The sequence below is a fragment of the Raineyella sp. LH-20 genome, assembly GCF_033110965.1.
Lineage (GTDB): Bacteria > Actinomycetota > Actinomycetes > Propionibacteriales > Propionibacteriaceae > Raineyella.
This window is the reverse complement of sequence record NZ_CP137003.1, coordinates 2,040,677-2,065,287: the sequence shown is the minus strand read 5'-3', so window position 1 is coordinate 2,065,287 and position 24,611 is coordinate 2,040,677. Positions and strand designations below refer to the sequence as shown.

26 protein-coding genes and 1 tRNA gene are annotated in these 24,611 nt (G+C 70.4%); 12 read left to right on the top strand and 15 right to left on the bottom strand.

Annotated features, from left to right (window positions below):
- Nucleotides 1-242: 242 nt before the first annotated feature.
- From R0146_RS08965 to R0146_RS08945, 5 genes are all read right to left on the bottom strand, one after another.
- Nucleotides 243-1,211 carry a ribose-phosphate diphosphokinase gene (locus R0146_RS08965; RefSeq protein WP_317688874.1) on the bottom strand — a complete coding sequence of 323 codons (969 nt, stop codon included), beginning with the start codon at nt 1,209-1,211 and terminating at the stop codon, nt 243-245.
- 113 nt (nt 1,212-1,324) lie between these two features.
- Complete coding sequence (gene glmU / locus R0146_RS08960) at nt 1,325-2,713, bottom strand: bifunctional UDP-N-acetylglucosamine diphosphorylase/glucosamine-1-phosphate N-acetyltransferase GlmU (protein ID WP_411567133.1); 1,389 nt, start codon at nt 2,711-2,713, stop codon at nt 1,325-1,327.
- 112 nt (nt 2,714-2,825) lie between these two features.
- Nucleotides 2,826-4,373: a N,N-dimethylformamidase beta subunit family domain-containing protein gene (locus R0146_RS08955; protein ID WP_317688872.1), complete on the bottom strand. Its 1,548-nt coding sequence runs from the start codon at nt 4,371-4,373 to the stop codon at nt 2,826-2,828.
- Between the two features lie 401 nt (nt 4,374-4,774).
- Nucleotides 4,775-6,178, bottom strand: a complete 1,404-nt coding sequence (locus tag R0146_RS08950) for a tyrosine-type recombinase/integrase (protein ID WP_317688869.1) — start codon at nt 6,176-6,178, stop codon at nt 4,775-4,777.
- Nucleotides 6,175-6,795, bottom strand: a complete 621-nt coding sequence (locus R0146_RS08945) for a hypothetical protein (RefSeq protein ID WP_317688867.1) — start codon at nt 6,793-6,795, stop codon at nt 6,175-6,177. Before R0146_RS08945 ends, R0146_RS08950 begins: the two co-directional genes overlap by 4 nt.
- A gap of 92 nt (nt 6,796-6,887) precedes the next feature.
- Here R0146_RS08945 and R0146_RS08940 point away from each other — a divergent pair, with 92 nt between their 5' ends.
- The 10 genes from R0146_RS08940 (at nt 6,888) to R0146_RS08895 (ending at nt 14,647) form a co-directional block, all read left to right on the top strand.
- Nucleotides 6,888-7,130 (top strand): hypothetical protein, encoded by a 243-nt coding sequence (locus R0146_RS08940; RefSeq protein WP_317688865.1) that lies wholly within the window; start codon nt 6,888-6,890, stop codon nt 7,128-7,130.
- A 70-nt stretch (nt 7,131-7,200) separates the two neighbouring features.
- Entirely contained in the window at nt 7,201-8,610 is a 1,410-nt protein-coding gene (locus R0146_RS08935; protein ID WP_317688863.1) for an AAA family ATPase, read from the top strand.
- Nucleotides 8,611-9,011: 401 nt separating this feature from the next.
- The gene (locus R0146_RS08930; RefSeq protein ID WP_317688860.1) at nt 9,012-9,302 is read left to right on the top strand and encodes a hypothetical protein; all 291 of its coding nucleotides are present in this window, start codon (nt 9,012-9,014) and stop codon (nt 9,300-9,302) included.
- Nucleotides 9,302-9,670: a hypothetical protein gene (locus tag R0146_RS08925; RefSeq protein WP_317688858.1), complete on the top strand. Its 369-nt coding sequence runs from the start codon at nt 9,302-9,304 to the stop codon at nt 9,668-9,670. The genes R0146_RS08930 and R0146_RS08925 overlap by 1 nt, the downstream gene beginning before the upstream one ends.
- A 2-nt stretch (nt 9,671-9,672) precedes the next feature.
- Entirely contained in the window at nt 9,673-10,104 is a 432-nt protein-coding gene (locus R0146_RS08920; RefSeq protein WP_317688856.1) for a hypothetical protein, read from the top strand.
- 47 nt (nt 10,105-10,151) lie between these two features.
- Nucleotides 10,152-11,267, top strand: coding sequence for a hypothetical protein (locus R0146_RS08915; protein WP_317688853.1), 1,116 nt, complete (start codon nt 10,152-10,154; stop codon nt 11,265-11,267).
- On the top strand, nt 11,264-11,521 hold the full coding sequence (locus R0146_RS08910; protein WP_317688851.1) for a hypothetical protein: 258 nt from the start codon (nt 11,264-11,266) through the stop codon (nt 11,519-11,521). Before R0146_RS08915 ends, R0146_RS08910 begins: the two co-directional genes overlap by 4 nt.
- Nucleotides 11,518-12,231, top strand: a complete 714-nt coding sequence (locus R0146_RS08905) for a hypothetical protein (RefSeq protein ID WP_317688848.1) — start codon at nt 11,518-11,520, stop codon at nt 12,229-12,231. Before R0146_RS08910 ends, R0146_RS08905 begins: the two co-directional genes overlap by 4 nt.
- Nucleotides 12,218-13,783 carry a terminase large subunit domain-containing protein gene (locus R0146_RS08900; protein ID WP_317688846.1) on the top strand — a complete coding sequence of 522 codons (1,566 nt, stop codon included), beginning with the start codon at nt 12,218-12,220 and terminating at the stop codon, nt 13,781-13,783. The genes R0146_RS08905 and R0146_RS08900 overlap by 14 nt, the downstream gene beginning before the upstream one ends.
- 120 nt (nt 13,784-13,903) lie before the next feature.
- A complete protein-coding gene (locus tag R0146_RS08895; RefSeq protein WP_317688844.1) occupies nt 13,904-14,647 on the top strand; it encodes a hypothetical protein in 744 nt (247 codons plus the stop codon).
- 234 nt (nt 14,648-14,881) lie between these two features.
- On the opposite strand, the gene R0146_RS08890 is transcribed toward R0146_RS08895, so the two are convergent.
- The 4 genes from R0146_RS08890 to R0146_RS08875 all read right to left on the bottom strand — a co-directional run bounded on the left by R0146_RS08890 (nt 14,882) and on the right by R0146_RS08875 (nt 18,473).
- Complete coding sequence (locus R0146_RS08890) at nt 14,882-15,613, bottom strand: hypothetical protein (RefSeq protein WP_317688842.1); 732 nt, start codon at nt 15,611-15,613, stop codon at nt 14,882-14,884.
- On the bottom strand, nt 15,606-17,252 hold the full coding sequence (locus R0146_RS08885) for an HsdM family class I SAM-dependent methyltransferase (RefSeq protein WP_317688840.1): 1,647 nt from the start codon (nt 17,250-17,252) through the stop codon (nt 15,606-15,608). Before R0146_RS08885 ends, R0146_RS08890 begins: the two co-directional genes overlap by 8 nt.
- Before the next feature lie 211 nt (nt 17,253-17,463).
- Nucleotides 17,464-17,545: transfer RNA gene (locus tag R0146_RS08880), tRNA-Gln, on the bottom strand.
- A 94-nt stretch (nt 17,546-17,639) separates the two neighbouring features.
- On the bottom strand, nt 17,640-18,473 hold the full coding sequence (locus R0146_RS08875; protein ID WP_317688838.1) for a sulfurtransferase: 834 nt from the start codon (nt 18,471-18,473) through the stop codon (nt 17,640-17,642).
- Nucleotides 18,474-18,668: 195 nt separating this feature from the next.
- Here R0146_RS08875 and R0146_RS08870 point away from each other — a divergent pair, with 195 nt between their 5' ends.
- Nucleotides 18,669-19,358 carry a TetR/AcrR family transcriptional regulator gene (locus R0146_RS08870; protein ID WP_317688836.1) on the top strand — a complete coding sequence of 230 codons (690 nt, stop codon included), beginning with the start codon at nt 18,669-18,671 and terminating at the stop codon, nt 19,356-19,358.
- Here the strand turns inward: R0146_RS08870 and R0146_RS08865 are convergent.
- The gene (locus tag R0146_RS08865; RefSeq protein WP_317688835.1) at nt 19,340-20,032 is read right to left on the bottom strand and encodes a MerR family transcriptional regulator; all 693 of its coding nucleotides are present in this window, start codon (nt 20,030-20,032) and stop codon (nt 19,340-19,342) included. The two genes, R0146_RS08870 and R0146_RS08865, sit on opposite strands and share 19 nt — an antisense overlap.
- A gap of 136 nt (nt 20,033-20,168) precedes the next feature.
- Here R0146_RS08865 and R0146_RS08860 point away from each other — a divergent pair, with 136 nt between their 5' ends.
- Nucleotides 20,169-20,648 carry a DUF4188 domain-containing protein gene (locus tag R0146_RS08860; RefSeq protein WP_317688833.1) on the top strand — a complete coding sequence of 160 codons (480 nt, stop codon included), beginning with the start codon at nt 20,169-20,171 and terminating at the stop codon, nt 20,646-20,648.
- Between the two features lie 7 nt (nt 20,649-20,655).
- Here R0146_RS08860 and R0146_RS08855 read toward each other — a convergent pair whose 3' ends face one another.
- From R0146_RS08855 to R0146_RS08835, 5 genes are all read right to left on the bottom strand, one after another.
- On the bottom strand, nt 20,656-21,150 hold the full coding sequence (locus R0146_RS08855; protein ID WP_317688831.1) for a DUF2809 domain-containing protein: 495 nt from the start codon (nt 21,148-21,150) through the stop codon (nt 20,656-20,658).
- 10 nt (nt 21,151-21,160) lie between these two features.
- Nucleotides 21,161-21,664 carry a MarR family winged helix-turn-helix transcriptional regulator gene (locus R0146_RS08850; RefSeq protein WP_317688829.1) on the bottom strand — a complete coding sequence of 168 codons (504 nt, stop codon included), beginning with the start codon at nt 21,662-21,664 and terminating at the stop codon, nt 21,161-21,163.
- Entirely contained in the window at nt 21,648-22,601 is a 954-nt protein-coding gene (locus R0146_RS08845) for a 4-(cytidine 5'-diphospho)-2-C-methyl-D-erythritol kinase (RefSeq protein ID WP_317688827.1), read from the bottom strand. Before R0146_RS08845 ends, R0146_RS08850 begins: the two co-directional genes overlap by 17 nt.
- Entirely contained in the window at nt 22,594-23,436 is an 843-nt protein-coding gene (gene rsmA / locus R0146_RS08840) for a 16S rRNA (adenine(1518)-N(6)/adenine(1519)-N(6))-dimethyltransferase RsmA (RefSeq protein WP_411567192.1), read from the bottom strand. The genes R0146_RS08845 and rsmA overlap by 8 nt, the downstream gene beginning before the upstream one ends.
- Before the next feature lie 104 nt (nt 23,437-23,540).
- Nucleotides 23,541-24,497, bottom strand: coding sequence for a resuscitation-promoting factor (locus R0146_RS08835; protein WP_317688823.1), 957 nt, complete (start codon nt 24,495-24,497; stop codon nt 23,541-23,543).
- Between the last annotated feature and the right edge of the window lie 114 nt (nt 24,498-24,611).

Here is a 24,611-nt window from a genome sequence, read left to right as displayed (position 1 = left end):
TCTGCCGCCAGGGCCGGGACGTACGCATCCACCGGCAGCCGCGCCCGCGGTGGGGCGTCGGCACACCACGTCGATCACGTTCGGCGTACCTGCGTACGCCTCCCCTCGCCGAGGCAACCCGGACACCCTATCACGCGCGCCGGACGCGCCGGGAACGCCAGCGGCCCCGGTCGACGGATCGACCGGGGCCTGCGCGAGGCAGGGCACCGACACCCCGAGGAGCGGGGCCGGTGTCCGTCGCCTCAGCGGAACAGCTTGGTGACTGAGCCGTCCTCGAACACCTCGTGGATCGCCTGCGCCAGCATCGGGGCGATGGACAGCACGGTCAGCTTGTCGACCGGCACCGGGGTGCGGATCGGCAGGGTGTTGCAGACGATGACCTCTTCGAACGGCGAGTCGTTCAGCCGCTCGGCGGCCGGCCCGGAGAGCACCGCGTGGGTGGCGGCGGCGATGACCTTCTTGGCGCCCCGGTCGATCAGAGCCTCGGCGGCCTGGCAGATGGTGCCGGCGGTGTCGATCATGTCGTCGACCAGGACGCAGACCCGACCCTCGACGTCACCGACGACCTCGTGCACGGCCACGGTGTTGGCCACGCTGGGGTCACGGCGCTTGTGGATGATCGCCAGGCGGCTGCCGAGCCGGTCGGTCCACATGTCGGCGAGACGCACCCGACCGGCATCGGGCGAGACGACCGTCATCTCGTCGGTGTCGTACTTCCCCTTGACGTATTCGGCAAGCACCGGCAGGCCCCACAGGTGGTCGACCGGGCCGTCGAAGAAGCCCTGGATCTGCGCGGCATGCAGGTCGATCGACATGATCCGGTCGGCACCCGCGGCGCGGAACAGGTCGGCGACCAGGCGGGCCGAGATCGGCTCGCGGCCCAGGTGCTTCTTGTCCTGCCGGGCGTACGGGTAGAACGGCACGACCACGGTGATGCGCTTGGCGGAGGCCCGCTTGAGCGCGTCGATCATGATGAGCTGTTCCATCAGCGACTCGTTCACCGGCGCGGCGTGCGACTGGATCACGAAGGCGTCCGAGCCGCGGACCGATTCCAGGTACTGGACGTAGATCTCGGAGTTCGCGTACGTCACATGCCGGGTGGGCACCAGTTCGGTGTCCATCAGCTTGGCGATCTCCTCTGCGAGCTCGGGATAGGCCCGGCCGGAGAAGAGCATCAGATGCTTCTCGGTCGGCAGCTTGAAACCGCTCACGTGCTGGTCTCCTCGGAGTTGTCGGGGGTGCCGGCCCCCTGTCGTGTCGTTCGCCGCGCTGGGCCCACGGCGAAAGCGCCGACAGTGGCGCTGCCGGCGCGAGGTGTCGATCCTCAGTCGAGTCCGGACCCACGGGTGCCGTCGGCACCCGACGCGGTCACGTCCTCGGTGACGGTCGATCCGGCGGCGACGTACGCCCCGTCGGAGACCGTGACGGGGGCGACCAACACGCTGTGGGCACCGATGAACGCACCGGCACCGACACGCGTCGTGTGCTTGGTGTCCCCGTCATCGTTCGCGACGATGGTACCGGCACACAGCGTGGCCCCGGCGCCGATCTCGACATCCGCCGCGTACGCCTGATGCGCGATATGGGCGCCGTCACCGATCACCGCCCGCTTCGTCTCGACGAACGCGCCCAATCGGACGTCCGCACCCAGCTCGCTGCCCGGCCGCAGGTAGGCGTACGGCCCGACCTGGCAGCTCGGGCCGACAGTGGCGAGCAGGCCCTGGGAACGGGTGATGGTGGCCCCCTCGCCGACCTCGACGTCCTTGAGGCTGGTGTCCGGGCCGACCACCGCACCGGTGGCGATCGAGGTCGCGCCGAGCAGGCTGGTGCCGGGCAGCAGGGTGACATCGGCGGCGATGTCGACGGAGTCCTCGATCCAGGTGGTGGCCGGGTCGACCACCGTGACGCCGGCGAGCATCCACTTCTCGCCGATCCGGCGGTTCATCTCCGCGCCCATCCGGGCGAGCTGCAGGCGGTTGTTGACGCCCTCGGTCTGCCACAGGTCGTCAGTGACGTACGCCCCGACGCGGCGGCCGACGGCGTTGGCATGGGCGATCACGTCGGTGAGGTAGAGCTCGCCCTGGGCGTTGTCGGTGCCGAGGCTGGCCAGGCCGTCGTGCAGGATCTGAGCGTCGAAGACGTAGATGCCGGAGTTGATCTCGTCGATCGCCCGCTCGGCCTCGGAGGCGTCCTTGTGCTCGACGATCCGGGCGATGCCCTCGTCGTCGCCACGGACGATCCGGCCGTAGCCGGTGGGATCGGGCACGTGCGCGGTCAGCACGGTGATCGCGTCGCCGGACCGGCGGTGGTCCTCGACCATCGCGGACAGCGTGTCGCCGCTCAGCAGCGGGACGTCGCCGTACGTCACGACGACGATGCCGCTGATCTCCCCCAGCGGGGCGAGTCCGCACATCACCGCGTGGCCGGTGCCCTTCTGCTCCTCCTGGACCGCGGTCAGCACGGCGGGGGCGACCTCCCGCAGGTGGGCTTCGACCTGCTCACGCTGATGTCCGACGACGACCATCAGATGCTCGGGGGCGACCTGCTCGGCGGCGTCCACCGCCCAGGAGAGCATCGAACGCCCGGCGACCTCGTGCAGGACCTTCGCACGGGTGGACTTCATCCGGGTGCCGGCACCGGCGGCGAGCACCACGACGGCGGCCACACCTCCGCCGGCCGTTCCGTTCGTCGTCACGTCGTCACTCACGGTCACCGTCGTCTCCTTCGGCCGGGGCTGTCTGCGGGCGCGCCCCGGGGTGATCGGATCCCGGACGGCGCGGTGTGCTCACCCTATCGTGCAGGGCCGACACGGCCGGCGAGTCGGGTCACGGGTGGTCGACCGGTCCCCCGGTGCCGGTGGTGCTGGCGGTAGGTGCGTTCAGACCGGCCAGGTTCGGCGTGCTGGCGACCGCTCCCCGGCCGTTGCCCTCGGCCATCTGGCGGAACGCGTTCTCCGTCACCCGCCGGACGAAGGCGACGGAGGCATCGGTGATGCCGTATTTCGCGTTGGGGCCGTTGAGCACCTTCACCCACATCATCGACCCGGTGGCCCAGACGCCGGCGGTGCCGGTGGAGTAATAGGTCATGTCGGAGTACGTGTGCTTACCGGTGCCGCAGACCACCGGGGAATGGGCGGCAACGGTGAGTGCGGACGGCGTGCCCTGGATCGGGTAGGCACGGTCGATCTCGATGCCGACCACGCCGGGGATCTGCTGGCCCTTGGTGACACCGGTGCCGGCGAAGAAGGGGAACGTCGGGTCCTCGATCACCATCGCGCCGTACGCGGGGAAGCACTCGTAGAGCATGCCGGTCAGCGAGTTCTCCGGATCGGCGTACGGCTGGGAGCGCCACATCACGGTGGTGTCGATCGCGCCCTTCTTCGGGTCGGAGGTGTTCTTGTAGCCGACCACGACCCGGCGGTCGCCGGTCACCCCGTCCTCGAGCCGGACCCGCCAGTAGACGGCGTTGGCACCGAGGAAGGCCAGCGAGGTCCCGCTGTCGCGGGCCTTCTCCACGGCCGTACGTTCCGGGACGGTCCAGTATTCGTCGTGGCCCATGCTGACCATCCCGGAAGCCCCCTGCAGCAGGCCCGGCTCGCGGTCGAGATCCACCGACGTGACGTACGCCAGGTCGACGCCGAGCCCTTCGGCCAGCTGGATCACCCCGAGCTCGTCGCCGAAGAACTGCTGGGCGCCGTTGCCCTTCTGCGGACGGTCGAAGCTGACCCGTGTCGCGCGGCCGTTGCCCGGCCCGTCATAGAGGGAATAGCCGCCCCAGTCGTTGTACGCCTGGTCGGTGATCACGGCGTTGACCATCACCAACCGCCCCGCAGTGGATCGGCTGCGGACGGTGAGCGGCACGTAGCGCGACCGGCCGCCGGCGGTGAGCTTGAGCAGGTAGGAGCCCTCGGGCCAGTCGGTGGTGGCGACGTCGGCCGTCTTCGCCCACTCGGCGACGACCATGTTGCCGGCCTCGATCACCGGGTCCGGCTGTTTGGTGCCCTTGAGCGGCTCCGGCGACTGCCAGACGAGCCGGGCACCCCTGCCGCCGTACGAGCCGACCCGGTAGGCCGCGACCGCGACGTCACCCAGTGTCGAAGTGACGTAGAGGCCGAACGACTCCCCCGGCAGCACCGAGGTGTGGTCGGCGTAGCCGGCCAACTGGGCATCGGTGGCCACCGAGGCGGCGGGGATCCGCCAGTCGTCGGTGCCCGGCTTGGCGTTCTCGGCGACGGTCCAGGGCTGGGTCGGCGAGGTCGACGCAGTGGCGTGCGGGGCGGTCGGCGCCGTGCCGGGGGCCGCGCAGGACGCCAGCAGGAGGCAGACGACCAGCAGGGCCGCACCGGCCCGGCGCCGGCCGGATCGGGTGAGCATGCGGGCGACACTAGTGCCTGCCGGGAGCGCTGACCGGGCGCTGACTGACCATGGTGCACGCCCCGCGCGGCGGCTCGAGGGCGCACGTGGCCGGGCCGTGCGCTCACGAGGGCGCAACGGGGGCACGGCGTCGTGCCCTCGTGTCGCGGCACATCAAGGGTCTTGTCAGAGAACCGGCTCTGACAAGGCCAGATGGCTCCCCGGGCAGGAGTCGAACCTGCGTCGCTTGTCCTGATTCAAAGTCGCCCTATCGAGTTGGGCTCAGTTCGCCCTCGTCCGCCCCGATGCCCGTTATTTCGAGGATCGGGCCGCGCCGAGTTGATCTCAGTCACCCTCGGTTCGGTTGAGTTCTGATCCGTTTGTGTGCGCCGTTGTGTGCGCGTTGTGTGCCCGTCCGGAGGTCACAACCTGACAGCCGCGAGGGCGGCCCCGACTGCAGCGGCACCCCTGGCCGCGCTGTCCCCGTTCGTCGGCAGGTAGAAGGAGAGGTGCGTCGCCACGTCGTGGCCGAGGATGGACGCGCCATCGTTGGGCACCACCCCGGCCGAGTGGAGCATCAGGGCGAGGCTGTGCCGCACGCGGTGGATCGAGCCGAGATCCGGCAGACCCGCTGCCTTCGAGAGGGCCCGGAACCGGTATGAGTACGTGTCAGGGGCCACGGCCTGGCCCAGGTTGTCCACGATGACCAGCGAGTCCCCGGAGGGGCGTCCCTGGGCCATCCACAGCTCACGGAGGATCTTTGACGTGCCGGGGTGCATGTCATCGACCCGCACCGTGCGTTCGCTGTGCTTGGTCTTCGCCCCCTCGGTGGCTGTGGCCCCGTGGGCTCCGGTCTTCACACGGGACGCCCTGATCTGAACCGTCCCCCGCTTGAGGTCAACCGCGGACCATGTCAGGCCGAGCACCTCCGAGCGGCGGAGACCACACAAGGTCAGCCGCATCCCCGCCCGTACCCACGGATCCGCCTCGGCGACCTTGCCGGCCTGGTGCTCATCGACGAAGTCACGGAAGGCCACGAGCTGCGCTCCCGTCCACGTCGGCTTGTCGGCCTGCGTCGCCGCCGTGGTGGTGCCTCCCGCCTTCGCCGTCCGGGCCTTGCGGGCCTTCGGCACCCTCGCGTCCGCGGCCGGGTTGGCCTTGGTCGCGTGGATCTTCACGCCGTAGGCGAACACCTGGCGCAGGGTCACGAGCGCGTACGTGAGGGAGCGGTGGGACAGCGGCCGCTTGGCCTTCCCACCCTTGGTCGCGAGGGCGACAAGGAGACCCTCAACGTCGTCGGTGGTGACGTCTGAGGCCCTCCGGTTGCCGATGACGGCCAAGGGGGACGCTAGGGCCGACCTGTATCCCTCGATGGTCACCTCGCGGACTCCGAGCCCGGCCGCTGTCTCATCCTGACGACGCTTGAGCCACCGGTCTGCCAACTGCTGGACGGTCAGCTGATCGTCCGGCAGGGCGTGGCCGGCCCGGCCTGCCTCCCGGGCCTCGGCCACCCACTCGCGGGCCTGCTCGACGGTCGGGAAGGTCCGTTGCTGCCCCTTCACCACGGCCCGGAAGCTGACTGCCCCCGACTTGCCCACCATCCGGCGGATCGGCTCATCGAACTCGGGGCAGCCCGGGCAGGTATAGCCGACCACCTCCCCGTCGCGGGTGATCTCCACCCATCCGACGCGCTTGGTCCCCCGCTTCGCGCCACACTCGGCGCACACCCTGAGCGCGATCTCGCGGGGAGGTAGCGCCCGCCGCGATCCGCTGCGCTTCGCCGGGCGGTCCCCGGTGGCCGGCGCTGCTGTTGTCCTGGTGCTCATCGTTCTGTCCCCCGCTGGTCGGTCTGTTCGTTCTTTTCGATGGACGATTTCCGGGGTCGGCCCGGTCGTTGCTTGGGGAGTAAGCCCCTGTCCCGGGCCGCCCGGCTGAGCTGGTCGATCCTCCACACAGTGACTCCGTATCGCTCGGCGAGGAGCTGGCGGCGGGTGACCCGAAGGCCGTCACGATCGATCCGGGCCGGCGTCTCTCGCCATACCCGGGCGAACTCCTCCGGCCCGGGTATCTCGCCTTTGTCGTCCCCACTCCCCCGGGCGGCCACCGCCAGAGCAACTGAGGGGTGGAACCCCTCGGACAACCCCTCGTCTAGGCGCTCAAGCGCGGCCTCGGCGGTGGCCTGCAGAGCCACAATTGGCAGGACGCACAGATCCTCCCGGGTCACCCCCGGACCGGAGATCTTCACCGAGGTGAGGCGATCGCGTTCGGTCGCGCCCGTGCGATTCAGCGTCATCTCCACCAAGTAGCCGTCTCCCATATCGACCACGACGACGTCCTCAAGGACGCCGGCGGTGGTGAACGAGGTGCCGGGGTCCCCCTTGGGTCGGTCGACCTCGGGGCGGCGCTCGACGGCAACCGCCCATCCTTTAGAAACTCGGTGCATGACTACAAAATAGCATGAGATATTTTCGGCCACAATGGGTTCCAACGACGTGCACCGCTCACAAACAACGAGCAGGACAGCAGGAGGAAGCCATGACGCAGACCACGGCGGTCGATGAACCACGATTCACGAAGCTGGAGGAGATCCGGACCCTAGCGGTCATCCCGTTGTACTCCGAGGACGTTCCCAACTGGGCGGGATTGGTCGGCGCGAGCCGGGCCACGGCCTACAGCGACGCGTCCACCGGGAAGGTGCCGACTGTCCGGGTGGGGCGCCGCATTCACGTGCCAGTGCCGGCACTGCGCCGGATGCTCGGGGACCTGGACGCTGCCTGACCCCGGCCCGGTCCGGGCCCACACCGCCGCTGGCCGAGGGCCGGGCGCTCGCACACGGAAGGGACGCAGGATGGCGCCCGAACATGACGCGGCCCCCGAGGAGGCCTATTCCTCGGGGACCGCACAATCCAACGACGCCGACACGGAGAGTCTAGACACCGGGCGGTCGTTCACCGTTGACCTCGACGCGGCCGGCGCGATGATCGACCGAATCCCGGAAGTGATTCACCGCCTGCCGGAGCTGCTGGCCGCGTTCGATCGGATGGATGCCGGCCCTGTGGTGGTCACGGTGACCAGTCCGCCCGCACCTTGTCCGGCGGAGCTGCGCAACGACGATGCCTACGACGATGGGTTCCCGGAGGACGCACTACGGGAACCGCCGAAATGTCCACGGGCTGGGGCATTCGGACACGATGGTCGCCAGTGCGTCGCCTGCACCACTCGAGCCGAGTGGGTCCGCGACGACGTCCGCAAGCAGATGAAGGCCCGCCAGCTGGCCGCGTCTGGGCTGCCGACGGCGGCGGAACTGATGCTGCCGGGCGGGTCGCTGATCCTCGACCAACCCGAGTCCCCGGTGCCGATCTGGGGAACCGGGGATCGCGTGCTGATGGCCGAGGGTGAGTCGCTGGTGCTGCTCGGCGCGGCGGGCCTCGGCAAGACGACACTCGCTCAGCAATGGGCGTTCGGCCGTTGCGGGGTCCCGGGGTTCGCCCGGCTGCTCGATCTGCCCGTGACACCGGGCCACCGGCGGGTGCTGTATCTGGCGATGGACCGCCCGCGGCAGGCGCTGCGCTCGATGCGACGCATGATCGGCCCGGATGTGCGCGACCTGCTGGACGAACGCTTGGTGGTCTGGATGGGCCCGCCGCCGGTGAACCTGGTCCAGAATCCCGATGCTCTGGCGCGCCTGTGTGCCGAGGCGGGGGCCGACTCAGTCGTGGTCGACAGCCTGAAGGATGCCGGGTCGGTGATCGACGACGAGGGCGGCACCGGGTGGAACACAGCCCGACAGACCGCACTGGTGGCCGGGATCGCCATTCTCGAGTTGCACCATCCCCGCAAGCTGCCGGCGGGCACGATCCCGGGGCTGGATGACGCGTACGGCTCCACGTGGATCACGGCCGGCGCCGGGTCCGTCCTCGGCATCGGTGGTGCCGCCGGGGACTCGATCGTAGATCTCCGCCACCTCAAGCAACCGGCCGAGGACTTGGGCACCTTCAAGGTCCTGCACGACCACGCGCACGGGCGCTCGACCATCTGGGACACTGCCGACCTCGTGGCGCTGGCCGCCCGTCCCGAGGGAGTGACAGCAGTCGAGGCTGCCCGCGCGATGTTCGACCAAGACAAGCCCGACGCCAACCAGAAGGCGAAGGCGCGGCGCAAGTTGGAAGCGCTGGTCAAGGCCGGAGACCTGGCCTTGAGCGAGCCAGGCGACCGCGCCGCGAACCGACCCGCGAGGTGGGGGGTGGCAGCCCGATGAACCGACCCGTGCCGGTGGCTCCACCTCCTCGGCGGACCTGTACGCGGGACCTGTACGCGCACTTCGGCACCTTCGACCAGTACGGGGCAGATCGACCTGTACGCGACCCGCGCAACGGCGGGGATCTGGACCTGTTCGCGCACCTATACGACCTGTACGCGGCCCCACCTGTACGTGCCGGGGGGTCTTTAGTACCCCCGGCGTACAGGGGGGTGGGTTGGGGGACGGGATTCCCCTACCCCCGCGAACGGCCCCGCCGCGCCTCGCCCGGCACGTTCCGCTCGCGCGCGCGTCAATTCCGGGCCCGTCACCTGACGTCAGATCAGGCAGATATCCCGTCCTGACAAGGGCAACCACGTTCCACACACACAACCCCACACACAACCCAAGGAGATCCGACCATGAGCCCCACCACCCGACCCCCCGACCGCCGATCACCCGACCCCGTCAGTGCGCTCACCTCGACCGCGGCACTCACCACGCCTTACGCCCTGGACCTGATCGACCGCCACGTCGCGGCGCACAACTCCCTGGACGCCGAGGAGCTGCGCCGTCACGCCCGCTACTGCCCGCCCTGCGCCGCCCGGCTGGCCGACGACCTGGCCCGGCTGCCCGAACGCCGCGCCGAGCGCGAGAGGCACCTCGCCGAACTCACCGCCCGGTACTACCCCCACCACGGAAGGAACGCATGATGACCACCTCGACCTACGCCCCCACCCGCCGCGAACGGCCGGTCGATCGCCTGGCCGTCGCTGACGCCAGTCGCGCCGCCCTGGTCCGCGTGCTGTCCATCTCCTGCAATCGGCACCGAGCCCGCACCGGGACGCCCTGCTGGGAGCTGCCCTTGGGGGTGTGCTCCGATCGGGTACGGCGGGCCGGTTACGCCGACGTCGCGCCCGCAGCCCCTCGGGTGCCCCGCGACCGGGGAGACCAGCACGACGCCCACGAAAAGGTGATGCCCGCGGGCTCGCCGTCCTGGGCGCCGAGGTCGACCTCGACCACTGACCCCGACTGGAGTGGCCGCGACCGCGGCAACGGCGCGCGCCGAGGGGGGCGCTGACGGTGGACGCACGCAAGTTCGGCGCCCCGTCCACCTCGGCCGGCACCCCGCCCCCACCGCGGTCGGTGGCGGAGATCGAGGCCGCCGAGCAGACCCGGCAGGGCGCCGCCGAGGCCCGCAAGGCCGAGCGGCTGGCCCTGGTCGACGCCGCCCGCACGCGCAACGCCAAGGTGAAGGCCAGACAAGCGCTCAGCCGCTCAGAAACGGCCCGTCCACGCCCTCGCACGCCGGGCGAATTGAAGGCCACGACTCCCACCCCGCGAGGGGCTCAGATCGACACACAGGGCAGCACGGTCGCCGCTTCCACCTCGGCGGCATCCTCGTCCTCATCGCCGACGTCGACACCGTCCGTGAAGACCCCGAAGCCGTGCCGCGCCTGCCAAGGCGAGGCGGCCCGTCAGGCTATGCGCCGCGGCCAGTTCTACCGGTGCTGAGTTCTGAATATCTCTTCAAATCGCGATTAGACAAGGAACAACGCACCATGTCCCGATTCACCTCGAAGTCCGCCCGATCCCACCCCACCGACGAGCAGGGCCGCGCCCTGGTCGCGCTACCCGACGACGGCTCGCTGCTCGCGTGCGCCGTCTGCGGCCGAGCCGTCTCCGCCGCCACCCTCGACCGATGGGGGCACGTGTCCGTGGCTGTCCGGCCGGGCGGTGTCCCTGCCGGGCTGGCCGCTCGGCATACCCGGTCTGTCGAGGTGCCGCTCGGCTTGTGCGATCAGTGCGAGCAGCTGCTCGCCGACGCCGAGCAAGCGACGGAGGCACATCCGAAGTTCCTCAGCGCCGCCGGCCCCGGTCGCGCGTACGACCTGGTGGGCGGGATCCTGGTCGGGAGTGCTGTCCTCGACCACCCCGCGGAACTGGCAGTCAGCCCCGTTACCGACCTGCCTGATGCGGTCGAAGCCCTCGGCTCCCTCGGCTGGCGTGCGTGTTTCCATCAGCAGTTGCACGGCGACCGGGTGGGCCTGCAGGGCCACGCAGCGGCCGAGCCGTGGGGCCACGTGCCCGAGGCGCTGCGCCTGCAGCTGCGCGCCACCCTCGCCAAGCATCGGACCGAACGCCTGGCAGAATCCGCGCCGCCCCTGTCGGTCCCGTGCCCCGCCGCACCCACGCCGTCCTACGGCGGCACCGCGGTGTCTTCCGGTTGCGCCTGCTGTGGTGTCGCCGCGGTCGACGTCCCCGCCGTGGCCTTGGTCCGCCACGGCCGCGCCGAGGTCACCCGCGACACCTGGGCCCCCCTCGACATTGCCGGGGACCTGTCCGCTCACCTGTGCCCCGCCTGCCAGGCCGCCTACGAGAAGCGCGGCGGCTTCGGCGCCGCCTGCGCCGAGATCGCGCTCACCTCGTTCCTCGATCCTCGACTCGGCACTCAGTGGGAGATCCGCGCGGAGCTGCAGGGCGCCGAACTCGATCCACCCGTTCGCACGTACGCCGACCTGGTCCGCGCTGCTGCCCGCACCGGGCGCCCGAACCCGCCGCCCTGCGCCACACCGTGGGCACACCTGGGCACCGTGGCAGACCTGGACCGGCTCCGGCAGGAGATCGCCCGAGGCCTGGGGCTCGACCTCGGCACCTCCCCGGCGGTGACGCGATGACCACCTCGCCCACCGTGCGCATCGTGACCGCGACGGGCCGACCGTTGTCGTTCGACGAGGCGGTGGTGCTGGCCTGGGGCCTGCAGCTGGTGACCGAGGAGCTGACCAGCGCACCCGGCGACCCGTCACCAGCTGCTCGGGACGTCCTGGAGGCGGCCCGCGGCCTGGCCGCTCTCGTGGATGCGAACGGGCTGGTCGTGCTCGAGGACGTGCTCGAGGACACCGACACCGATACCGAGGAGGTCGAACGATGACCACCGACGACGACAGCGCCCGCGCAGAGCCGACGCCGATCAAGCGGAAGCGCGGCAACCCCTACGGATGGCAGCGCTCCGGTTACTACCGGCCACCTCGCGGTGGCGGGCCCGGCGGCCCGGCCAAGGGCGCAGGCACCGGCGGGCCCGCTCGCGCTGCCGATGCCCTGCAGCACGGCGCCACCAGCACCGCGGTCGTCTCACCAGTGGCCGACGCCCTGGCGGCCGACCTGGTCGCCCGTCGCCCGGACCTGGCACCGCACCGGGAGGCAGTCGCCGCCTGGGCCGCCGCGGAAGCCCGATGCATCCTGCTCCGCCACCACGAGGACCGCGTGGGGCTGCTGGACGAGGACGGCTCGCCCCGCGGCTACACCAGTTTGCTGGTCACCGCCGAGCGAGCTGCGGAGCGGGCCCGCCAGCGCCTGGGTCTGGACCCCCTCAGTGAGGCCGAGCTCGCGAAGGCCCGAGCCACCGCCAGCCTCTCGGCGGTCGATCTATCCCTCGTGCTGGAGGCTGGCCGCGAGGCCCTGGAGGGCACTGCCGTCCCGGCCACCATCGAGGCCGCTCCCACCCGCGGCATCGAGGTCGATCCCGAGGCCCTGGAGGAGATCGCCGCGGAAGCCCTCGAGCGCCGCCGTGCCGAGTTGGCCGAGCAGTACGGCACCACCGACCACGACAACGAGGAGGCGCTCGACGATGACGACGACTGAGACCGAGCCGAGCAAGGCCGAGACCATCCTCGCGGCCCTGGTCCTGGAGGACGGGCAGCGGTGGGGCACGATCGCTCACCCCTGGCAGCGCGACGACGCCCGGGCGGTACTGGCCGCCGAGCCCGGTGCCCCTCGGCGCCACTACCTGCTCCGTGGCCGCGGCATGAGCAAGACGAGCGACGCGGCCGGCATGGCGCTGGCACTGCTGCTCACGGAGGCCCCGCCCCGTTCCCGGTCCTACGTGTACGCGGTAGACGCCGATCAGGCCGCGCTGTTCGCCGATGCCCTGGCCGGCATGGTGGCCCGGACCCCCGGCCTGGCCGGCACGGTAGAGGTCGGGGCACGATCGGTCACCGTGCGGGGCACCGGCGCGTCCCTGTCGATCGAGAGTTCGGACGGCGCCTCGGCCTTCGGCGTACGGCCATGGCTCACCGTCGCCGACGAAATCAGCATGTGGCCCCGCACGGCCAACACCCGCCGGTTGTGGTCAGCCATCGTGTCGGGTCAACCGAAGGTGCCCGGCTCCCGCTTGGTCGTCATCGGCACCGCCGGATCACCTACCGGCCTGGGGGCCGAGGTCTGGCAGGCCGCCAACGGCTCGCGTCACTGGCACACCTCGAGCCGCCCGGGCCCATCGCCCTGGTGGACCGAGGAGGACACTGCAGCGGCGCGGGAGTCCCTGACCGCAGCCGAGTACCGGCGCCTGATCCTGTGCGAGTGGGCCGAGGGCGACGACTCCCTCACCAGCCCCGAGGACATCGAGGCCGCCATCCGGCCCGGCTCCGCCTCCCTGCCGCCTCGCGCCGGTCTCCAGTACGTGGCCGCCCTCGACATCGGCACCCGGCGAGACCTCACCGCCCTGGCCGTGGGCCACCTCGAGCACCGAACCGGCGGCCGTGTCGTCATCGTCGACCGCTGCCTCTACTGGCGCCCCTCGTCCGGCAGCAGTGGCCGCGTGGAACTGGCCGAAGTCGAGGCCGCCACCCTACGGCTGTGCAAGGAGTACGGCGTCAGCCGCCTGCGCTTCGACCGGATGCAGGCCGAGCAGATGACCGCCAACCTGGCGACCGGAGGAGTCCGGACACGGGAGTTCGTCTTCTCGTCGGTAGGCGCCAACCGCCTGGCCCGCGGCCTGTTCATCGCGCTGCGGGACAGGGCCCTGGAGCTGCCCGACGACCCCGAGGTGAGAGACCAGTTCCTCACCACCCGCCTGATCGAGACCGGTCCCAGCACCGTCAAGCTGCAGAACCCTCCCGGCGCCCACGACGACATCCCCACCGTGGTCGGAATGCTGGTCGCGGACCTCATGGAGCGCCCCTCGGGCGTGTCCTCGATCGCCACCCCCGCCAACCGCCGCCCGATCGACCGCGGTGACCTCCGGGCCAACGTGACCGCCGCCGGCCGCGGGGCAACGGGTCGGTTCGACCTCCTCCGCGCCGGTGGAGGGGCAGCCGTCCGCGAGGCCCGGCGCCGCTCGGCTGGCGGAGGCCCCTCGACCGTCATCGCCCTACCCGGAGCCTGGGACGACCCGAACCGGAACAAGGGGATCTGATGGCAGCGAGCAGCCTCCGAGACGGGCTTCTTCGTGTCGCGCCAGCTCTCCCGGTATGGGTTGGGCACCCGGCACAGGTTCTGAGCTAACCTGTCAGACACCCCTGCAAGGATGCTGTCCATGACGGACGGGGTGGAAGTGGAATCTGAGAAGAGCAATGCGTCGAAGCTGTTCGAGCGTCTCGCGCGGTGGAGACAGACGCCCGCTGGGGTGACGGTGGTGAACCACCGCGATGAGGAAGGCGTCGGTTGGTGGCAGGCGCACGTTGAGGCGATGACCTGGCTCGACGAAGTCCAACGACAACTTGAGGTTCTGAAGGTGCAGGGTCGCCCGGTTGAGTATCTGGACCCCGGCCTGGAGGCGGCCCGGCGCGCGATCCTTTGCACCGACTGGGTCATGCGAGAGACGCCGTCCGCACCACGGGAGCACCTGACTGCCAGCGATCTGGGCATGCTCGCTGGGGCGGTCGGCATGGTGGACGTTGCCGGGGTGCCGATCGAGGATGCTGCTGCACTCCAGAGTCTGCTCCCCTATGTCGATGAGGCCCGCGCGTTGATCAGCGGGCTCGATCTGGACGCGGATGCCCGCGACTACCTGCTAGAGCTGGTCAATCGACTCGACCAGGCGCTCCGCGGCGTCGGGGTCCATGGAGAACCGGACGTGCGGCGTTGGGCGGCCGAGCTGATTGGTGCGCTCGGAATTTATGCCAGCAGCGGTGACGAGGCTCAGGACGACAGGACTCGCGGCTTTATTGTCCGCTTCGGGTCCACGGTGAAGGCCTTCCTCCTCCATGAGATCCCCCGAGCGATCCTCGCGAGTGCGATGGATGGAGTGGTGCAGGGAGCTCTGCCGCCCGGCAACTAGTGGGCCAAGGATGGGCCCCGAGGGGACATGGGGGGTGTCCACCTCGGGGCCTATCTAGGCTACTGGGTCGCTTGTCCAACGCCTGGAAGGGGGGCGGCGGATCGACCGCCCACACCTCACCACCGAATGCTGCTTCGACGGGTAATACCGCACGTCATCGGCTGCGCTTAGGTCAGAGATGTTGAGCTCGGCTTACGGCTTGGGGGGCCGAGACCTTGAGGAGGACGGGCCCCCTCAGAGCTTCGTGATGCTCCCATCAGCAACCTCGTACAGGTCGACGTTCCGCTCTGCCACCAAGTCAAGGATGTCGTCCATTACGGTGGCCAGCGGCACTTCAACGTCCTGGTTGTTCACCTCGTAGGCCTGCACGCTTGGCTGGAACTGGTTGGAGTCCACGAGGAGCAGGTACAGCCTCTCGTACTGCTCCTCTCGGCCAGCCGGGTCCGGCCTTCTGGTGAACAGTCGGAAGCGTGGAAAAGCGTTGGTGAACGTCGACCGACGTCGGTCAGTCTGGTCGCGGGCGGCTCCGCTGTCCATGAACAGCATGCCGACCAGCACCGCATACGGGAACCGTCGGTGGAGGGTGACCGCCTCTATCAACATGTCTCCGCGCCGGTTCGTCAGGTTCTTCTGAAAGTGCCCCGACTGGTTGTCCCGGTACATGATCGTCTTCACGCTGACGCCGAGGATGAGTCCAGACTCCTCAGTAGCCCACGTCACGTCGACCTTCTTGGCGCCGATGCCTCCAGCTAACCGGCGCTCGGCTCCCGAGGCGCCCGACTCACCTGGTGGTGACGGCATGATGCCGTCCATTCCGCGGGCGCGAAGCTCTGCCGCGATCACCGCGGCCAGGTTGTTCGACAATCTACCGACCCAAGGATTCTTCTGCGCCTGGGGCGAATCGTCCGGCGGTTTCGGCCCGGCCGCTCGGATCGCGTAGGCGAATGCTTCCTCAATGTCACGCACGACCGCGTGCCTTCCGACGATCCGAGAGACTCTGACGCGCCTCTCTGACTTCCGCAACAGTTGACCGTGACAGGCCGACGGACCGAACGAGGAAGGCGTCATCGACAAGCTTGGCTGCCTCACCGATCTGGCCGCTCCGCAGCACACGGCCTAGCTGGCTTCGAACCACGGTTAATGCATCGGCATGCTCGAGCACCAGTTCGGGGGCGGGCATAGGCCACGCATCGGCCTCGCGTGGTTCCATCTTCAACACTCCGCCCCCGTAGGCGCGGCCGACAATCTCTGCCCCAAGCATGGTCACGGAGTTGAGCGAGGCGACGGCGAGCAGGTCGGCGAGTCCTCGGTACTCGGACCGCAGATAGACGCCGTGGATGGAGTTGAGCCCCCATGCTTTGGCGGTGTTCGCGCAAAGCCGCACGGTGTCTGCGTTCATGTAGGTCAAGAACAGATCGGCTGGCCGCTTTTGGGCTGGCAGCGGAACACGCCACCATGGGGAACGCACCCGGCACTTGTAGGCCCGGTCAACTCCTGCCATCTCGCCCGCAGCGATGTAGGCAGCTGACGCCTCCGATGGGGCACCGTTCGGTCGAAACAGCCAGACCGAGGAGCCTCGATTACCCAGCTCGGTGAGAGCTGAGGTACTGATGGTCATTCCGCGCAGGTGGGACGACCCGGGCGGCGAAAGCCGCATCAGGTCACGTCGGGGGATCCCCAACTCGGCCACGCGAGCGGGCGATAGCGCGAAGAACTTGTTGTTGCCGGTGACGATGCCGAGCGACGTGTCGCCCCATTGCTCCAGCGTCGTGAACGCTGGCGAACCGAGGACATCCTGGTAAGCCGTGAGGCCTGTCGAGCCCACCAGCGAGTCGGTCCACTTGCTGGCGGGGGTCTCGGGGGCCCATTTCCTGGCCGCCAGCTGACCGCTCAATGCTGCCGCGTTCTGAGCCTCGTACAGCTCACAGTGGTCGGTGCCGGGGCCGTCAGGGTCGTAGCCGTCGGCGAGGAGCAGCACGACCTCCTCCTGCACGTCAGAACCGAACACACGCTCAAGGAAGTGGACCAGCCGCACAGATGCAAAGCGACCCATGAGGAATTGCCGCACAGGCGCGGCGTAATTGACGCTCAGCAGTTCGGCAGGCACAACCAATCCGATACGCCCACCCTGGCGGAGGAACAGCGCCGAGTGCACCACGAACGCGGCCCACGAGGAGGCCAGCTGTGTTAGTGCCACACCGGCGCGCAGCGCAGCTTGACGCGACCGAACCCGGGAGACCCCCGAGAAGTCCTGATACCGGACGTACGGAGGATTACCCACGACCACGTCGAACCGTGGCGTCGGGGTCATCGCGAAGAAGTCCCCCGTGCGGATGTCGGCCTGGTGGCCACGCGCAGCGAGACGGTCACGGGCTGTCTCTGCGGACTGTTCGTGAAGCTCCGCACCGTGAAGCTCACCGGACCCCAACCCGAGGTCGTCGAGGCGATTGCCGGCCGCAAGGAGAAAAGCGGCCTCCCCGCAGGACGGCTCCAGAATGACATCATCGGAGCTGCGCACTGCCCACTTCACGACGTACTCCGCGATGGGCTCGGGTGTGAAGAACGCCCCGCGGGCCTTCCTCAGTGCCGGTGTGTCTGCGCCCATGCGGATAGTCTGCCCCACCTGACTGACGAAGCTGGGACCGGCCCGCGGGAGAGGGATTGGGTGGGCCCCCGGCGCTTCGCATCGGCCAGTGTGCCGCCGTGGCCGGGCGCCCAACTCGGCCGATTCTCTACCGGTTATGTGTCCGCACACACAAACCGAAGGGCCGCCCCCAGTTGTGAGGGCGGGCCATTCCCAGCCTGACTAGGCCAGATGGCTCCCCGGGCAGGAGTCGAACCTGCGTCGCTTGTCCTGATTCAAAGTCAGGCGGGCCCTGCCGACAGACCAACCGGGGAATGGCGCAAGCCGGAGACACACTCTACGCATAGTCGGGGCATCCTGCATGCCCCCGCCGTCGGCGCTGGGACTTCAGTCGACACCGGCGCGACCTCACGCCTCGGCGCCCACTGCTCGGGGCAGCTCCTCGTGGTTCGACCACTGCGACCACGACCCCGGGTACAGCGCCGCGTCGAAACCCGCGATCGCCAGCGCCGCGATCTCGTGGGCGGCGGTCACCCCGGACCCACAGTAGACCCCGACCGGCACCCCATCACGTACGCCCAGCGCCTCGAATCGCCGACGCAGCTCCACCGCGGGCAAGAAGCACCCGTCGGGCCCCAGATTGTCCCCGGTCGGCGCGCTCACCGCGCCGGGGATGTGGCCGGCGTACGGATCGATCGGCTCGGTCTCTCCGCGAAAGCGCTCCCCGGCCCGGGCGTCCAGCAGCACGGCCTCCGCCGCAGCGAGCACACCGTCCAGCGGAATGACCGGCATCTGCCCGTGCCCGAGCACCACGTCCCCGGGCGCCGGGGTGACCTCGCCGGCCTCCAGCGGCAAGCCCGCCGCCCGCCAAGCCGCCAGGCCGCCGTCCAGCACCTGCACCGCCCCGAACCCGGCCCATCGCAGCAGCCACCAGGCCCGGGCCGCGGCCATCGCACCGGACGCGTCGTACGCCACGACGGTGTCACCGTCCCGCAGACCCCAGCGCCGCGCCGCCGCCTGCAGGTCGGCCGGGTCGGGCAACGGATGGCGGCCCTCCAGTGGATGGGCTGGCGCGGCCAGTTCGGCGTTGAGATCCACGTACACGGCACCGGGGATGTGCCCCTCCCGGTACTGCTGCTGACCGTACGGATCACCCAACACCCACCGCACGTCGAGCAGCACCGGCGCCTCGCCGCAGGAGATCCGCTCGCCCAGCTCCTGGGCACTGATCAACACCCTCATGCCTGCACGCTAGGCCACCGGCGGCCCGCCCGGCGCAGTGCCCGGAATGTTAGAGTGACGCCAATCCTCTGCTCGGTGGTCGGCCGTTGCGCGCGCCCGTCGAGCCTGCCCGTCGGCACGTGCCCGTAGTCCGGGGCGACGACGCCGATGCGAGCAGGAGCCGCCGGCGAGGCAACAGACGCGATCGGAGGCGGAGTGACCGGCACCAAGACTCCCTCGTCACCCTCCCCCGCGCCCGGCGGCGACATGCGCCCCGCGCGCACCCGCGAGGGGCGCACCCGGATGACCGCGGCACAGCGCCGCGAACAGCTCATCACCGTGGCCCGGGTGCTGTTCGCCGAGAAGGGTGTGGAGGGCACCACCGTCGAGGAGATCGCGGCCAGCGCCCAGGTCTCCAAGCCCGTCGTCTACGAGCACTTCGGCGGCAAGGAGGGCCTCTACGCGGTGATCGTCGACCGCGAACAACGTACGTTGCTGGAGGCGATCCGGTCGGGCATCGACCGGGCCAAGGGGCCGCGCCGCAAGGTCGAGGCCGGCACCCTGGCGCTGCTCGACTACATCGAGACCAATCCCGACGGGTTCCGGATCATCTCCCGCGATGCGCCGACGGGCTCCACCGGGACGTCGTTCGCGACCATCCTCTCCGACGTCGCCTCGCAGGTGGAGGACATCCTCGGTGACGAGTTCCGCCGCCGCGGGCTCAAGGAGGAGATGGCCCCGATGTACGCCCAGATGCTGGTGGGGATGATCGCCTACACCGGACAGTGGTGGCTCGACGAACGTGACCAGGACCGGGCCACCGTCGCCTCCAACATCCTCAATCTCGCCTGGAACGGCCTGTCGCGGATGGTCCGCGATCCCGGCCTTTACACCCCGCGGGACTGAGACCCCGACCCCGTGCGGGACTGGCCGAACCGTCGCCCAGCGGCATCCTGCAGCGCCAGCCGCCGCAACGCCAACAGCAACGGCTCGATCAGCACCGTGCCCAACACGACCTGGCGCACGGCCGCCTCCGGCGAGTCGTCCGGCACGGTGGCCACCTCCTCGACCGCCAGCCCATGGAGGACCTCGGCGTAGCGCGCCACCCCGCCCTCGAGCAGGGTGAGCTGCGCCTCGTCGATGGCGTCCAGCGCCGCCGCCAGCTCTACCATCGCCCCGCTCCCCTCGGCGACCGACCAGCCGAGGGCGGCGACCGTACGCCGCGCCACCGGATCCCCTGTGCCGCCCGTCTCTCCGCCGTCGGTCTCTCCGCCGTCGGTCTCTGCGCCGCCACAGTCCCCCGGCGACGCCGACAGCAGCTCGGTCGCCCGGCCGAGCAGCTCCAACGGTGACTCCGGCGGGTCGTCGATCGCCGCGAGCACGGACCGCACCGTCGCGATCGACAACCCACCCGGCCCGACCAGCGCCCGGACCAGTCGCAGTCGGGACAGGTGCCCCTCGTCGTACTGGGCCTGGGTGGCCGAGGTCAGCCGGCCCGGCGGCAGCAGCCCCTCCCGCAGGTAGTACTTGATCGTTGCGGTGGGGACCGCACTGCGACGGGACAACTCGGAGAGACGCACCGGACTCCTTGCCTGAGGGGCGGACTTTGCGTGATGGGGCGGATCACCCGTGAAGCGGACTTGCCCCGGCTGAATAGACAGTACTACTCTCCAATATTGGGGAGCCCAACTATCCAAAATATCGGAGGAGCCCACCATGGCCGCACCCAACCGGGGTCGGATGACCCATGACTACGAGGGCGAGCTGGTCGTCTTCCTGATCGGCATGACCATCAACACCTGGTGGCGGCCGGACCGCTGGCTGCCGGTCTTCCTGGCGATGCCCCGGATGATCCGGGAACTGTCCCAGGACCGGGACTCCGGTCTCCTCGGCTACCGGCTGGTCTTCGATCCGCGCGGGCCATGGTTGGTGCAGTACTGGAACAGCCTGGACAAGCTGTACGCCTACGCCAGTGATCCGCGGGCCACCCATCGCCCGGCGTGGGCGGCCTACAACCGCCGCGCCCGCACCGCGAAGGGAGCGGTGGGCATATGGCACGAGACCTTCCCGGTCGTCCACGCCGAGTCGATCTACGTCGACGCGCCGCGGCAGGGACTCGCCAGGGCGACCGGGATCCGCCCGGTCACCGCACGGCTCGACACCGCCCGGCAGCGGATGGGTGAGCCGCCGGCCTGACGAACGCCTACCGGTCCCGCCGCGGTGGCTGCGCCACCCCGGCGTCGAGCGACGTACGGTCCACGGGGCTCTCCGGGGTCTCGCCACCCCATGGACTTCCGCCGACACCGGAACGTAGGACCGCCGCGTCGCCCGCTGCCAGTGCCGCCACCGCCACGACGTAGACGACGAGGTCGCGCACAGCGAAGGTGGAACCCAGAACGAGGAACGCGGGGCTGAAGCGGGCGCCGACGGCCAGCGGGACGCCGGTGAGCTGGAACAGCTCGACGGCGATGCACCACACGGCGGCGAGGCAGGCGACGGTGAGCAGCCGGAGGCGGGGGGCGAGGACGACGATCGCCAGGTACGCGGCAGCGGCGTACAAGGCGTCGCCGGCGATGTCGGTGGCAGCGGAGCCCGGCACCAGCAGATGGGTCAGGAGTCCCGCGACGATCACCGCGAGGAGGGCGATCGCCGCACCGATCCGGCGGCGGCCGACGCGGCCGGGAAGCACAGGCGTCATCGTACGATTCTCAGATCGCCTGGGTCGGCCGTTCCAGCTCCCCGGCCAACGCCCGCAACAGGTCGGCCAGCTGCGTCGCATCGGCATCCGGCAGCACCGCCAGGATCCGCCGCTCCGCCCCGAGCAGGTCGACCAGTGCCCCGTCGACGGTCGCCAGGCCGGCGGCGGTCAGGCTGACCACGACACCGCGTCCGTCGTGCGGGTCGGGGCCGCGCTGGACCAGCCCGCGGGCGGCGAGCCGGTCGACCCGGTTGGTCATCGTGCCGGAGGTGACCATCGTCTCCTGCAGCAGCCGCCCCGGGGACAGCTGATAGGGCTCCCCCGAGCGGCGCAGCGCGGCCAGCACGTCGAACTCCCACGAGACGATGTCGTGCAGGGCGAAGGCGGAACTGCGCGCATGATCGAGCTGCTTGGCGACCCGGGTGACACGACTCAGCACCTGCATCGGCGCGAGGTCGAGGTCGGGACGCTCGCGACTCCAGTCGGCGATGAGCCGATCAACCTCGTCCTGCATGCGGGAATCCTATCGACGCGGGTGCCACCACGACATACACGGTTCGACCGGGCAGCCGGTCCTGCAGCGTCGCCGCGACCCCGGTCGCGTGCGCGGCGTCGCGCGCCAGGAAGGCACAGGTCGGCCCGGAGCCGGACACCATCGCGCCGACCGCCCCGGCCGAGGTCCCGGCAGCCAACACATCGGCGAGGTCGGGGCGCAGCTCGAGGGCGGGCGCGGCGAGGTCGTTCCGCAAGGCCGCGCCGAGGGCGACCGGGTCCCCCGCCGCCAGCGCCGCCAGCAGTCCGTCCGGGACCACCGGCGCCGGCACCGTGTCCGGCGGGTGAAGCTCGTCGAAGCGGCGGAAGACCGCCGGAGTGGACAGCCCGTCGGGCGACGTCACCAGCACCCAGTGGAACGTGTGGTCGACCTCGACAGGGGCGAGGCGCTCGCCGCGGCCGTGGCCGACAGCGGTGCCGCCGAGCAGGGTGAACGGCACGTCGCTGCCCAGCGTGGCCGCCAGGTCGAGCAACGCCTCGGTGGGTAGCCCGAGGCCCCACAGCCGGTCGCAGGCCAGCAGCGCTGCGGCGGCGTCGGCGGATCCGCCGGCCATCCCCCCGGCCACCGGGATGCCCTTGGCGATCTCCAGGTGGGCGCCGGCCTGTGGAGCGTACGTCGCAGCGAGCAGCCGCGCGGCGCGGACGGCCAGGTTGTCCTCGGGCGCGCCGACCAGGTCGGCCCCAGGGCCGTGCACCGCGACCGTGACGACGCCGGCCGGCGCGGGGGCTGCGGTGAGCTCGTCGGCCAGGGACACCGACTGGAAGACGGTGGCGAGGTCGTGGAACCCGTCGTCGCGGCGCGGGCCGACGCACAGCGCGAGGTTGATCTTGCCGGGCACCCGGACCCGTACGCTCCCCGGTCGCGACGCCGCCGGGGCTGGGGCGAGCGGTTCAGCCACGGATGGCCACCTGCTCGGCGATCGCGGCGAAGTCCGCGACGGTGAGCGTCTCGCCGCGCGAGGTCGGGTCGATCCCGGCCGCCTGCAGTGCCTCGCTCGCCGCCGCCGACGAGCCGAAGAGACCGGCCAGCGCGGCCCGCAGCATCTTGCGGCGCTGGGCGAAGGCGGCGTCGATCACCGCGAACACCTGTTCCCGGGTGGCGGAGGTCGGCGGAGCGGGACGGCGAGTGATCCGCACCAGGCCGGAGTCGACGTTCGGCACCGGCCAGAAGACGGTGGGCGGCACGTTGCCCACCCGGGTGGCCTCGGCGTACCACGCCACCTTGGCGCTGGGGACGCCGTACGTCCGCGATCCCGGTCCGGCGACCAGTCGGTCGGCGACCTCCGACTGCACCATCACCAGCCCCCGCTCGATCGAGGGGAACAGCGCCAGCAGGTGCAGGATCACCGGCACCGACACGTTGTACGGCAGGTTGGCGACCAGCGCGGTCGGCGCCGGGGCCGGCAGCGCGGTGACGTCGAGCGCGTCGGCGACGACCAGGGTGAACCGGTCGGCCTGCTGGGGGGCGCGGTCGGCCACCGTCCGCGGCAGCCGCCCGGCGAGCAGCTCGTCGATCTCGATCGCGACGACCGAGCCGGCCGCCTCGAGCAGACCGAGGGTCAGCGAGCCGAGTCCTGGCCCCACCTCGACCACCCGGTCGTCGGCCCGCAACTCCGCCAGCGCCACGATCCGGCGGACGGTGTTCGCGTCGGTGACGAAGTTCTGCCCTCGGGTCTTGGTCGGGCGCAGGGCCAGTTCAGCACTGAGGGCCCGCACCGTGCTGGGATCCAGCAGGGCGGGCCCGGTGCGCGTCGGTTCCTGCGCGCGCGGCGCGGCGTTCTCGTCCGGTTCACCCACGGGTGGGTACGTTATCAGGCCCCGCGGGTGCTATCCGGCGATCAGCGCAGGCCGAGCTTGGAGGTGCAGGCGGGCCAGGCGCCCCAGCCCTGGGCGGCCTGGACCTTCTGCGCGATGGCGATCTGCTGCGCCTTGCTGGCGTCGCTCGGCAGGCCGGTGCCGCCGTACGCCCGCCAGGTGGACAGGTTGAACTGGAGGCCGCCGTAGTAGCCGTTGCCGGTGTTGATCGACCAGTTGCCGCCGGACTCGCACTGGGCGATCTTGTCCCACACACCTGCCGGAGCCGAGCTGCTGGTCGACGTGGTGGTCGTCGACTTCGTGGTGGTGGTCGACCGGGTGCTGGTGGTCGGCTTCGGCGTCGCGGTCGGCTTCGGCGCGACGACGACTACCGGCTTGGGCGCCCGGGTGATGGTCACCTTCAGGCCGTCGGTCAGCACGGTGGTGAGGCCCGGGTCGACCTTGTCGCCCGAGGCGAGGGTGATGTTCTGCTCCTTGAGCAGCTCGTCGACCGTACGCTTGGTCGAGATCACCTCGAGGTTCTTGCCGTCGACGCCGATCTGGACCTTCTTGGGCGTCTCGACGCTGAAGTCCAGGCCCTCGCGACCGATGGTGGCGGAGCGGCTGGTCGAGACCAGAGCATTGGCATCGGTCAGCTGCAGCATCGACAGCACCTGGTCGACCGAGGTCGCGGTGGTCCAGATCTTGCGGGCCTGGCCGTCGATGGTGACGGTCACCGGCCGGGCGTACTGGACCGAGATCTGCTCGCCCTCGGTGAGGCCGGAGTCCGCGGACGGGGCGACGACGTCGTGCTCGCCCAGCGTGATGCCCTGCTTGCTCAGCGCCTGGCCGACGGTGCCGGCATAGGTACGGAACTGGGTGGGGGTGCCGTCGAGGGACACGGTGACCGTCTTGGCGAGGGCCTCGTTGACGCCCACCGTCCCCAGCCCGAGCGTCAGCACGGTGCCGGTGGCGATGAGGGCGATGGTCTTCTTCTGCACGAAGGTCTTCTCCCGCTCAGCTGTCGGGCGAGGGGCGCCCGAGTCATCCAACGTCACGGAACGATAACGTCGAGACCTTCCCGTGATCAAGTCGACCGAACGGCGCGGCACCCC